Genomic DNA, 12036 nt, shown 5'->3' with positions numbered 1-12036 from the left:
CGTGGCGAGGGAGCTTGCTCTCGCTCGGTGGCGAAGCCGCCGCAAAGCCTGCACATGCGCAGGGTCTGACAAAAAGCGAAGGCCGCTTCGCAGCCCGGCGGGAGCAAGCTCCCTCGCCACGAAGCGTAAATTCCTACGAGATTTTAGGAACCGAAGGTTTCAGGTGTTGTGATCGATATCCAACTTGCTGAACGTCACTTTCCCGCCTTCGCTGGTGTACCCGGTATGGTCCTGCACATATACCCCTGCCTTGAAATACAGCGGCTTCACCCGCCAGGTAGAGCTGATGGTGGTGTACCAGCTACGGCCCGCAGCGGTGATGCCCAGGTCGCCGGTACGATCCAGGTGGATCCGGTAGGAAAAAGCCTGGGCGAGTTTCACCCCGCTGGCGACAGTGACAACCCGGCCCTTTTTGTCGTCGGGGCGCATCCGTACCTTTGCGACGATGTCGCCGGTGTCGCTTGCGTCCTTGTACTGGTACTCCAGCTTCACCATGGGCTTGTTGCTGTCTTTGGTATGGATCTGGCCGATCACCACTTTGCCGCTGCTGGGCACCTGATTTACCGCCAGGGTTGCACGTAGCTGATTATCCGCATCGGGGTACAACCAGTTGCGCAGGGTGCCGTCTTTATAGGTTTCGCGCAGTTCGCTGCGCGGGTAAATCGCATTTTCAGTCTTGGCGCCGGTGACGGGCGCCCAGAAATACACGGTACTGCCTTCGGAGTTGAAGTATTTATTCTTGAAACCGTCCACCAGTCGTGGGGTTTCGATGGTTTTCGGCGGGCTTCCCTCGGGGATGCTCAGGTTCCAGGTGGCAAGATCGACCATGTTCGGATCCTTTCTACTGCTAAAGAAATGGTTCACGCTACAGCCGATGGCTCTAGGACGCGCTTTTGCAGACGCCAGAAGGGTGGCAGGAGCGACGTTTTCAGGCGTTCGTCCGGCGGCGGGTTGGCGTCAGCAGTCCGTCAGAGTGGCGTTTGCCGCTTTGGTGCCCGAGATAGGCAACCGTTAGTCGGCTGATGAGATTTTTTTTGGAACGATGGCGATATGGCACCTGTCGTTTAGGCGCCTTCATGGTGCGTGGGGGCAAATCGGGGCATTACCGGTGCTCAGGCAAGCAGCATCCTTGCTGCCATGGTGCCATGGGGGTGGCTCAAAGGGTGTGAGCAATATTCAGCAGGCTGAATGTCACTTGGCCGCCTTCGGTGACGTAGCCGGTGTTGTCCTGTACATACACGCCAGCTTTGAAGTACAGCTGCTTGTTGGCCCAAGCGGTGTTCAGAGCGCTGCTCCACTGATAACCGGCGCCGTTAACGGTCAGGACACCAGCCTTGTCGAGATGGATCAGGTAGGAGAACGGCTGATTCAGCTTGATGCCCGTGGCCACGATGATGACCTGCCCATCTGCATCCTCGGGGTGCATGCGGACCTTGGCGACGATGTTGCCGGTGGAGGTTTTGGTCTTGTACTGGTATTCCAGCTTTATCAGGGGGCTGGTGCTGTCTTTGGTGTGTATCTGGCCAATCACCACCTTGCCGGTGCTGGGCACCTGATTGACGGTCAGGGTCGCGGAGAGTTTGTTATCGGCTGCCGAGTACAGCCAATTGCGTGCCGCTCCGCTGCTGTAGGTTTCACGCAGTTCGCTGCGTGGGTAGATCGCGTTGGCCGTCTTGCTGCCGGTGACGGGGGCCCAGAAAAACAGGGTGCCGGTATCGGCGTGGAAATACTGGTCCTTGAACCCTTGGGCCAGGCTAGGGGTGTCTATGGTCACCGCCGGGCTGCCTTCGGGGATGCTCAAGTTCCAGGTGGATAAATCGATCATGTTCGTGTCCTGTTTGGCTTTAAAAAATTTGCACGGCCGAGCGAAGGCTCTAACCCGCACGATTGGGGTAACCTGAAACACCAGAATAAATTTTTTGATTATTGGCGGAACTTTGACGTCAAATGATCGTCAGCGGGAGCCGTTGCAGTTTCTGTGCCTGAGGTGGGTGACCGTTAGTCGGCTATTTCGGGCTTTGTCTGGATGATGGCGCGATGACACCTACTGCTTTTCAAAATCCCGGTCTAGAGTGAGGTCACAGTATTTGTCCGCTTTACTCGATGAAAACGGACATGGCGTCTGATAAGAGAAGCAGCATGGAATGCGCGCAACCTACGCTTGGCGAAGACAGTTCTGTCCTTTTGATTGTGGATGACTACCCCGAAAACCTGCTCAGTATGCGAGCGTTATTGCAGCGCCCGGATTGGCGGGTAATGACGGCGGCCTCGGGGATCGAGGCCCTCAATCTGCTGCTCGCACACGACATCGATCTGGTTCTGCTGGATGTGCAGATGCCCGATATGGACGGTTTCGAAGTGGCGCGCCTGATGCGCGGCAGCCAGCGCACGCGACTCACGCCGATCATTTTCCTGACCGCCAACGAACAATCCCAGGATGCGGTCATCAAGGGCTATGCCAGTGGCGCCGTGGATTACCTGTTCAAACCCTTTAACCCGCAAATCCTCAAGCCCAAGGTCCAGGCGTTGCTGGAGCACCAGCGCAATCGCCGGGCCTTGCAGCGCCTGACCCACGATCTGGAAGCGGCCAGGGCCTTCAATGCCTCGGTGCTGGACCACGCCGCCGAGGGAATCCTGGTGGTGGACGAGAGCGGCTGCATCCGCTTTGCCAACCCGTCCACTTGCCGCCTGCTCAATGCCACCGCCGAGCAATTGCAGGGCATGCCCTTCCTGGATTTCATGCAGAAGCCGCATATACCGGCATGGGCCGAGTCGCCATTCCATAACGCTTATACCCGGGGTGAAATCTTGCGTTTGCACGATGCCGTGCTGCGTACCGCACCCGGGCAACAGGTGTCGGTGGCGCTGTCCTGTGCGCCGCTGCCCTCGGAGCAGAAAGCCATGGTGGTGACGCTCCAGGACATGTCCGTGGTGCGTCACTTGCACCAGCAACTCGAATATCAGGCCGTCACGGACCCACTGACTGGCTTGCTCAACCGTCGGGGTTTCTACCAGACTGCGGAAAACCTGTTGATGCGCAGCGAGCGGCTGGAAAACAATTGGGTGCTGTTGTACCTGGACCTCGACGGCTTCAAGCGGGTCAACGACTCCCTGGGCCATGACGCCGGGGATCGGGTGTTGCGCTGGGTGTCGGAGCAGTTGAAGGCGTGCTTGCGTCCTTTCGATATCCTGGCCCGCTTGGGCGGCGACGAATTCACCGCGCTGTTGGACCTGGAGTTTCCGGAGCAAGCGGCCAAGATTGCCGAGAAGCTCATCGAGCGCGTCGCGATCTGCCAGCAGATCGAAGGCATGGACGTGGCGCTTGGGGCCAGCATCGGCATCGCCACGTATCCGGACTGCGGTGCCAACCTCGATGGCCTGCTGCGGGCGTCCGACATCGCCATGTACGAAGCCAAGCGGGCTGGCCGCCAGCAGTACCGCTTCTATGACCATGAAATGAACGGCCGGGCCCGTTCACGGCTGATGCTTGAAGAAAGCGTGCGTGCGGCCATCGAGAACCGCGATTTCAACATGGTCTATCAGCCTCAGGTCAGCATCGCGGACGGGCGGATCCGCGGCTTCGAGGCGTTGTTGCGTTGGCAACATCCGAGCGTGGGCGATGTTCCGCCGGGGCTGTTCCTGCCGTTGCTGGAGGAGGCGCGGTTGATCAGTCGGCTGGGCAGTTGGATCTATCATCGCAGCGCGGCCCAGCGCAAAGTCTGGGAACGGCGGTTCGCTGACGATCTGGTACTGGGAGTGAGCCTGAGCAGTACTCAGTTTGGTATGCCCAACCTGTTGACCGAGCTGCGCCAGGTCCTGGAGCGTCATGCCTTGAAACCCCGGCAGTTGGAGGTCGAGGTGACCGAGGATGCGTTGATGCGCAACCCCGAGGAAACCCAGAAGCAACTGCGGCAGTTGCGTCACCTCGGGGTGCGGGTGGCGCTGGATGATTTCGGTTCCGGGCCGTGCTCCCTGGCGCATCTGCGCGACCTGGAGCTCGATACCCTCAAGCTCGACCGGCATTTGATCGCCCGCCTGCCGGGTTCGCCGCGGGATGCGGCGCTGGCCGCCTCGGTGATCGACCTGTGCCTTCAGCTGGGCTTGCGGGTGATTGCCGAAGGCGTGGAAACAGCGGAGCAATATCAGTGGCTCAAGGCCCATGGCTGCGAATATGTGCAGGGCTTCCTGGTGGCGCGGCCGTTGGTGGCGGACGACACCGACGTCTTCGCCACCCCCTTCGACTGGAGCACGGTGCAGGCCTGAATTCGCTACACTGGCGGCTTCTCGTGACCGTGTTGCCGCCCGATGACTGCGCTCAAATACCTCCAGGCCTACCCCGCCGCGCTGCAAGCGCAGGTACAGCAATTGATCGCCCAGGACCGCCTGGGCGAATACCTGCAACAACGCTATCCCGAACGGCATGCGATCCAGAGCGACAAGGCCCTGTACGGCTATGCGCTGGATCTCAAGCAGCAATACCTGCGTAACGCCCCGGCCATCGACAAGGTGCTGTTCGACAATCGTCTCGACCTGACCCACCGCGCCCTTGGCTTGCATACCGCCGTCTCGCGGGTGCAGGGCGGCAAGCTCAAGGCCAAGAAAGAAATCCGCATCGCAGCGCTGTTCAAGGACGCGGCGCCCGAGTTCCTGCGGATGATCGTGGTGCACGAACTGGCGCACTTCAAGGAATCGGAGCACAACAAGGCCTTCTACCAACTCTGCGAGCACATGCTGCCGGGTTATCACCAGTTGGAATTCGATCTGCGGGTGTACCTGACCTGGCGGGACCTGCAACCCCACAAGGAATGACCGGATGGATGTCAGCAAGACCAAGACCAGTTTCTATCGTCGCTTGTATGTGGCGTACCTGATCGACAGCGGCGTGGCCAGCAACATCCCTGCGCTCACCGAAGTCACCGGCATGCCACGGCGCACCGCCCAGGACACCGTCGCGGCCCTGGCGGATCTGGATATCGTCTGCGAGTTCGAGCAGCAGGAGGGTGCCCGCAACCATGCCGGGGCCTATCGGATTCGCGATTGGGGGGCGATTGACCGGGGGTGGATCGAGGGGAATCTGCAGCGGATCAAGGGGGTGTTGGAGTACCCTTGATATCTCCAGTGCCTAGGCTGGCCCTATCGCGAGCAGGCTCGCTCCCACATTGAAACGCATTACCCTGTGGGAGCGAGCCTGCTCGCGATGGCGACCTCAGGGCCGATGCATGCCGATATGGGGAATCCCATCCTCAAGGTACTCCACCCCGACCACTTCAAACCCATACCGCCCGTAATACCCCTGCAGGTGCGACTGCGCCGACAACGATATCGACGTGCCAGGCCAGTGCTTCTCGGCCTGCTTGAGCGCCTGCTCCATCAGTGCGTGGCCCAGGCCCTTGCCCCGAGCCTGCGGCGCGATGATGACGCGCCCGATCACCACGTCGCTGTTCTGCGAGTGCGGGTCGAGCAAGCGAAGGTAGGCCACCAGTTGATTGTCCTGCCAGGCCATCAAATGGCAGGTGTCGCCCGCCAGGTCCAGACCGTCGACATCCGGGTAGGCGCAGTTCTGCTCGACGACGAAGACGTCGGCGCGCAACTTGAGGACGGCATACAGCTGTTCCTTGCTCAGGTCACTGTGATGTTTGCAGACCCAGTCGATATCCATTTTTGAATTTCCTGAAGAACCTGATGCCGATATTAAGCGGGCTTTCTTTGGAAGTCTCTTTCTCGCACAAACGGAAAATCTGTAACAAAGGCCAAAATGCCATCATTCCTGTGTCGCGGCGTTGTCTTCTTTGTGTAATCTTCGATCCAGCCCTGCGCAGCGGTTTCAATGAGCTAATGTTAGGACCGGATGTCTTAGGGATAACCTTTGAGTTTCGGCTAAAAACAAACCGGGCTTTGAACCCGTCAAGGATGTTTGGCATGCCGCGATTGCATCGAGCTCTTGCTTTGATCGGGTTGCTGTTGCTGAGTCACAATGCCTGCGCACAGAAGTTGCGCCTGGTCGCCGATGGCTGGCCACCCTTTACCGACGCTACGTTGGTCAATGGCGGCTTGGCAACGGACATCGTCAGCACCGCTCTGGCGCGGGCCGGTTATGCCACCGAATTCGAGCAGGTGCCCTGGGCTCGGGCGATGCTGGGTATCAGCGAGGGCCGTTATGACGTGTTGATCAACGCCTGGTACAGCGAGGAGCGCACCCACATAGGCCAGTTCTCGGCCGAGTACCTGCTCAACCGCGTGCGCTTTATCAAGCGCAAGGAAACACCCATCGAGTACGACGACCTGCAGCAATTGCATGAGTATCCCATCGCCGTGGTGCGCGGTTATGCCTATTCCAGGGAATTTGATGAGGACCAGCAGATGCAGAAGGTCCCGGTGCACAGCTTTGCGATGGCGGTGCGCATGCTGGCCGCCGAACGCGTGATGTTGACGCTGGAGGACGAGTACGTCGCCCGCTATTACCTGGCTCGCGAGTCGGCCAAGGTGCGCAACGCCGTGGAATTCCTGCCCAAGCCGCTCAGCGAAAACAGCCTGCACATCCTGGTCAGCCTGAAAAGCCCGGAGCATGAGCAGATCGTGGCGGGGTTTGACCGGGAAATTGCGGCGATGAAGGCGGACGGGACTTATGAGCGGATCCTGAAGCTGCATGGGATGTGAGCCCAAGGGTGCTTACCTGTGCCGGCCTCATCGCGAGCAGGCTCGCTCCCACAGGGGGGACACGCTTTTTTCCAATGTGGGAGCGAGCCTGCTCGCGATGGGGCCGGTCCTGGCACCGCAACTTCAAGCCTCGCTGGTGTCCTTGATCAAATGCGCCGCCAACGTGCGCAATGGCCCCAGTTGACGGCAGATCAACGCCAGTTGCGTCTGCACCAGCCGCTGGCCTTCGTCGATTTCATCGGGCATTTGTTCCAGGGCATTGGCCAGCGCTTCTTCTTCGTCGCTCTGCACGGCAATCGGTTGTTTGCTCGCCAGGCCCTGGGCGATTTCGTCGATGCTGGCCGCCAGCTTCACCCCCGCGCCTTCGATCAGGTGTTCGCGGACCTCCGCCGGCAGCGCGGTGCCCCGGTGGGCGCCCAGGCCCGACAGGTAACTGAGCAGGGTGTGGGACAACACCAGGAAGCGGAACCCCACATCGGCTTCCTTACGGAAATGCCCGGGCTCCATCAGCATGTTGGCCAGCGTGGTGGACAACGCCGCATCGGCGTTGTGGGCGTTGCGTCGGGCCAGGCGATAGGCCAGGTCGTCACTTTTGCCGGCAGCGTATTGCTGCATGATCTGGCGCAGGTAGACGCTGTTGCAGGTCAGTGTGTTGGCCAGCACCTTGTTCAGCCGACGGCCTTGCCAGTCCGGGAGGAACAGGAACACCGCCAGCCCTGCGATCAGGCTGCCGAGCAAGGTATCGAAGAGCCGTGGCAGCAGCAGTCCGTAGCCGTCGCCCACCTGGTTGAAACAGAACAGCACCATGATGGTGATCGCCGCCGTCGCCAGGGTGTAGCGGGTGGTGCGGTTGGTAAAGAACACCACCCCGGCGACAATGGCGAAACACGATTGCACCAGCGGGTTGGGGAACAGGTCGAACAGCGCCCAGGCCACGGTCAAGCCGATGGCGGTGCCGATGATCCGCTGGCCGAGCTTGCGCCGGGTGGCGCCATAGTTTGGCTGGCAGACGAACAGGGTGGTGAGAATGATCCAGTAGCCCTGGGACGGATGGATCATGTGCACCACGGCGTAACCGACGCTCAGCGCCAGGGGCAGGCGCAGGGCATGACGGAACAGCAGAGAGGTAGGCGTCAGCTGCGTGCGCAAGCGTAGCCAGACATCCTTGAGGTTGCGCGGCGAGCGGTCCAGCAGGCTGCTGTCGGTGGCATCGGCCAGGGCGTCGGGGTTGCTGGCGTCGCTGAGCAGGCGGTCCAGGGTGGCGAGGTTCACCGACAGCGCCCGCAACGAGCGCAGCAAACCGCGCCAGGCCGGGTTGCTCTGGATTCGCAGGTGCTCGAGAGAGGCGTGCAGATCGTTGAGGGCTTCGGCGAAGGTGCCGTCGTAGACGAATGGCTGGCGCAATTGGATCGACTCGGCCAGGGCCTGGCAGGCCTTGCCTTGCTGGCGCAGCAGGCGCTGGCAGCGGAACAGCACGTCACTGTGGAAGAACGCCTCGGCCAGCGCGTTATAGGGGTAGTGCGAGGAACTGGCGCGTTCGTGGATGTCCTGGGCCAGGAAATAGAGCTTCAGGTAGCGGCTGACTTTCGAGCCCGGCCGACCATTGCCGACCCGGTGCAGGATGATTTCCTTGGCGCTGTTGAGCGCGGCGACCACCCGGCCGTTCTGCTGGGCCAGTTCCAGGCGCCGCGCTTCGATGTCCAGTTGGCGGATCGGTTCGAGCAGCGACGATTTGAGTTTCAGGTAACGCCCCAGCTCGCGAAACAGTCGCGCCAGGCTCTGCTGCACCGGTTGGTTGGAAAACAAGGCGTGCCACAGCACCGAGAGCAGGCCGTACCACGCGGCGCCCGCCACCAGCAGCGAGGGCTCATGCCAGAAGTCGCTGACCGCACCACCGCGCTGGTCCACACCGATCACGGTGTAGACCGAAAGAATCAACGTGGCCGACGCAATCGCGCCATAGCGTTCGCCCAGGGCGCCGAGCATGGTCAGGCCGAAACTCGCCAGGGCCAGGGCGATGATGAACAGCACGGGGTAGGGGAACAGCAACTCCACCGACAGCGCCGCGACGGTGAAGCACACCAGCGTCACGGCCAGCGCGTTGAGGCGCCCCTGCCAGCTGTCGTCGGTCTCGGCCAGGGCGCTGGCGATGATGCCCAGGAACAGCGGGATCAACAGCCCCATCTGGTCCAGGTACCAGCACAGGCCCATGCTGCCGGTCAGGGCGATGAACACCCGCACGCTGTAACTGAACTTATCCAACGCCCAAAGGCGACGCAAAGACTGGCTAAACGAGGTCGATGACATGAAATGCACGGGCCTGACGGGCAATGACGCTAAATTGAGGCAGTAATGACGCCGACGCAATGGGGGCGATCACATCTGACAGCAAAAAGTGTTGAGCCAAGCCCTCCACTAATCTCATGTGGGAGCGAGCCTGCNNAGCAGGCTCGCTCCCACAGAGAAAGGCGCTGCTTGGATATTGGCTCAGACGTACTGCGCGGCCGCATAGCCCGACGCCCAGGCCCACTGGAAGTTGAACCCGCCCAGGTGCCCGGTAACGTCCAGCACCTCACCCACGAAATACAAGCCAGGGCTTTTCAGCGATTCCATGGTTTTGGACGAGACTTCCCGGGTGTCGACCCCGCCCAGGGTCACTTCGGCGGTGCGGTAGCCTTCGGTGCCGGCCGGTATGACGTTCCAGCTCGCCAGTTTCTCGGCAATGTCTGCGAGCTCGGCGTGGGTGTATTGCTTCATGGGCTTGGAGACGAACCAGGTATCGGCCAGCAGGTTGGCCATTTTCCTGGTGAACAACTCGCCGAGCAGGGTTTTCAATTCACTGTTGGGGCGTTCGGCCTGTTGCTGTTGCAGCCATTGCGGTACGTCGTGATCCGGCAGCAGGTTGATCTGCACCGTGTCCCCAGGCTCCCAGAATGACGAGATCTGCAGGATCGCCGGGCCGCTCAGGCCGCGGTGGGTGAATAGGATGTTCTCGCGAAAACTCTGATCATTGCAGCTCACCAGGCAATCCACTGAGGTGCCCGACAGTTCGGTGCACAGCGTCTTGAGCTGATCGGTGATGGTGAACGGCACCAGCCCGGCGCGGGTGGGCAGCAACTGGTGGCCGAACTGCTTGGCCACCTGATAGCCGAAACCGGTGGCCCCGAGGGTCGGGATCGACAGCCCACCGGTGGCGATCACCAGGGATTGGCAAGTCACGGCCCCGAGGGTGGTTTGCAGCAGGTAGCCGCCCTCGGTTTTTTCGATGTGCTCGATACGGGTGTCCAGGTGCAGGCTGACACCGGCGTTGTCGCACTCATTCAGCAGGAGGTCGAGGATGTCGCTGGACTTGTTATCGCAGAACAACTGGCCGAGTTTTTTCTCGTGATAGGGCACGCTGTGCTTGGCCACCAGGGCGATGAAGTCCCACTGGGTGTAGCGGGCCAGGGCCGATTTGCAGAAGTGCGGGTTCTGCGAGAGGAAATTGCCCGGCTCGGTGTACATATTGGTGAAATTGCAGCGCCCGCCGCCGGACATGAGGATTTTCTTGCCGGCCTTGTTGGCGTGGTCCAGCAACAGCACCTGCCGCCCACGCGCGGCGGCGGTCAATGCGCACATCAACCCTGCGGCGCCAGCGCCAATGATCACGACTTCGGTAGAGCGCAAAACGGTGTCCTCTTATGTGTCACCACAAAACCCATTGTGGGAGCGAGCCTGCTCGCGATGACGGACTGTCAGACAACTCAGTGTCGAATGTTCCGGCGTCATCGCGAGCAGGCTCGCTCCCACAGTTTTTGATCTTTGTTTGCCTGAAAATCAGTTACAAAATCCGCACCCGCAACGAGCGGCCCTTGATCTTGCCATCGTTGAGGCGTTGCAGGGCCTGTTTGGCAATGCCGCGCTCCACCGCCACGTAGGCCTGGAAGTCGAAGATCGCGATCTTGCCGACCTGGGCGCCGGGGATGCCGGCGTCGCCGGTCAGGGCGCCGAGGATGTCGCCGGGACGGACCTTGTCCTTGCGCCCGGCGCCGATGCACAGGGTGCTCATGGCCGGCAGCAACGGACCACCGCCCTGGGGCTTGAGGTTGTCCAGTTGGTCCCAGCTCAGTGGCGCCTTCTGCAGTTGCTCGATGGCCTGGGCGCGGTGGGCTTCGGACGGTGCAACCAGGCTGATGGCGACGCCGGTTTCCCCGGCACGACCGGTACGGCCGACGCGGTGGATATGGATTTCCGAGTCCCGGGCCAGTTCGACGTTGATCACCATGTCCAGCGCATCGATGTCCAGGCCACGGGCCGCCACGTCGGTGGCCACCAGCACCGAAGTGCTGCGGTTGGCGAACATCGCCAGCACCTGGTCGCGGTCACGCTGTTCCAGGTCGCCATGCAGGCCGACGGCGGAAATGCCTTTGGCGGTCAGGTGATCGACGGTTTCCTGGACCTGCTGCTTGGTGAAGCAGAACGCCACGCAGGACGCCGGGCGGAAGTGCGCGAGCACCTTGACCACGGCGTCCATGCGCTCCTCGGGAGAGATCTCGTAGAAGCGTTGCTCGATCTGTGCGTCGGAGTGGAATGCCTCGGCCTTCACCTGCTGCGGGTCGCGCATGAACTTGGAGGACAGTTGCTTGATGCCCACCGGGTAGGTGGCCGAGAACAGCAGCGTCTGGCGGCGTGCCGGGGTCTGCTGGATGATGTCCTCGATGGCGTCGTAGAAGCCCATGTCGAGCATGCGGTCGGCTTCGTCGAGGACCAGCGTGTTGAGGCCGTCGAGTACCAGCGAGCCCTTGCGCAGGTGCTGCTGGATGCGTCCTGGCGTGCCGACGATGATGTGGGCGCCGTGTTCCAGGGAGGCGATCTGCGGGCCGAAGGACACGCCACCACACAAGGTCAGGACCTTGATGTTGTCCTCGGCGCGAGCCAGGCGGCGGATTTCCTTGGCCACCTGGTCAGCCAGCTCGCGGGTCGGGCACATCACCAGTGCCTGGCAACCGAAGTAGCGTGGGTTGATCGGGTTCAGCAGGCCGATGCCGAACGCAGCGGTCTTGCCGCTGCCGGTCTTGGCCTGGGCGATCAGGTCCATGCCCTTGAGGATCACCGGCAAGCTCTGCGCCTGGATCGGCGTCATCTGGGCATAACCGAGTGATTCGAGGTTAGCCAGCATGGCGGCGGACAGCGGCAGAGTATTAAAAGCGGTGGCAATGGTGGTCACGGGACTGGCCTGCAAAACAAAATGTCGCGCAGTGTAGCAGCCTCGTGCCACTTTCTTCGAAAGTTCTGGACGAGCTGTGAGGGTGGGGCCTGCCCTGGGGGGGCTGGCAATTCCAGAAACTGTGGGATCTCTGGATCTCTGAATCTCTGGAGCTGTGGGAGGTCCCGCCCCGT

Annotated in this window: 10 protein-coding genes; 4 read left to right on the top strand and 6 right to left on the bottom strand. The window is 61.2% G+C overall.

Annotation, left to right across the window (positions count from 1 at the left end):
• Positions 1-159: 159 nt before the first annotated feature.
• Complete coding sequence (locus tag J7E36_RS25130) at positions 160-828, bottom strand: polysaccharide lyase family 7 protein (RefSeq protein ID WP_215009064.1); 669 nt, start codon at positions 826-828, stop codon at positions 160-162.
• Positions 829-1156: 328 nt separating this feature from the next.
• Positions 1157-1825: a polysaccharide lyase family 7 protein gene (locus tag J7E36_RS25125; RefSeq protein ID WP_215009062.1), complete on the bottom strand. Its 669-nt coding sequence runs from the start codon at positions 1823-1825 to the stop codon at positions 1157-1159.
• A 314-nt stretch (positions 1826-2139) separates the two neighbouring features.
• On the opposite strand from J7E36_RS25125, the gene J7E36_RS25120 reads away from it, so the two are divergent.
• Genes J7E36_RS25120 through J7E36_RS25110 form a run of 3 tightly spaced genes read left to right on the top strand, consistent with a single transcriptional unit; the run spans position 2140 to position 5110 of the window.
• Positions 2140-4263, top strand: coding sequence for a putative bifunctional diguanylate cyclase/phosphodiesterase (locus tag J7E36_RS25120; RefSeq protein WP_215009060.1), 2124 nt, complete (start codon positions 2140-2142; stop codon positions 4261-4263).
• A 42-nt stretch (positions 4264-4305) separates the two neighbouring features.
• Positions 4306-4809 carry a M48 metallopeptidase family protein gene (locus tag J7E36_RS25115; RefSeq protein WP_215009058.1) on the top strand — a complete coding sequence of 168 codons (504 nt, stop codon included), beginning with the start codon at positions 4306-4308 and terminating at the stop codon, positions 4807-4809.
• A gap of 4 nt (positions 4810-4813) precedes the next feature.
• Complete coding sequence (locus tag J7E36_RS25110) at positions 4814-5110, top strand: winged helix-turn-helix domain-containing protein (protein WP_215009056.1); 297 nt, start codon at positions 4814-4816, stop codon at positions 5108-5110.
• A 96-nt stretch (positions 5111-5206) separates the two neighbouring features.
• Here J7E36_RS25110 and J7E36_RS25105 read toward each other — a convergent pair whose 3' ends face one another.
• Positions 5207-5659 (bottom strand): GNAT family N-acetyltransferase, encoded by a 453-nt coding sequence (locus J7E36_RS25105; protein ID WP_215009055.1) that lies wholly within the window; start codon positions 5657-5659, stop codon positions 5207-5209.
• A gap of 260 nt (positions 5660-5919) precedes the next feature.
• Here J7E36_RS25105 and J7E36_RS25100 point away from each other — a divergent pair, with 260 nt between their 5' ends.
• Positions 5920-6657 (top strand): substrate-binding periplasmic protein, encoded by a 738-nt coding sequence (locus tag J7E36_RS25100; RefSeq protein WP_215009053.1) that lies wholly within the window; start codon positions 5920-5922, stop codon positions 6655-6657.
• A gap of 123 nt (positions 6658-6780) precedes the next feature.
• On the opposite strand, the gene yccS is transcribed toward J7E36_RS25100, so the two are convergent.
• From yccS to dbpA, 3 genes are all read right to left on the bottom strand, one after another.
• Positions 6781-8964: a YccS family putative transporter gene (gene yccS / locus J7E36_RS25095; RefSeq protein ID WP_215009051.1), complete on the bottom strand. Its 2184-nt coding sequence runs from the start codon at positions 8962-8964 to the stop codon at positions 6781-6783.
• A 180-nt stretch (positions 8965-9144) separates the two neighbouring features.
• On the bottom strand, positions 9145-10323 hold the full coding sequence (locus tag J7E36_RS25090; RefSeq protein WP_215009049.1) for an NAD(P)/FAD-dependent oxidoreductase: 1179 nt from the start codon (positions 10321-10323) through the stop codon (positions 9145-9147).
• A gap of 154 nt (positions 10324-10477) precedes the next feature.
• Positions 10478-11815 carry an ATP-dependent RNA helicase DbpA gene (dbpA, locus tag J7E36_RS25085; protein WP_231286545.1) on the bottom strand — a complete coding sequence of 446 codons (1338 nt, stop codon included), beginning with the start codon at positions 11813-11815 and terminating at the stop codon, positions 10478-10480.
• Positions 11816-12036: the final 221 nt, after the last annotated feature.

Origin of the sequence: Pseudomonas fluorescens (genome assembly GCF_018614775.1) — a bacterium.
In the GTDB taxonomy this organism is placed as follows: domain Bacteria; phylum Pseudomonadota; class Gammaproteobacteria; order Pseudomonadales; family Pseudomonadaceae; genus Aquipseudomonas; species Aquipseudomonas fluorescens_BY.
This window is presented reverse-complemented; position numbering and strand designations above follow the sequence as displayed.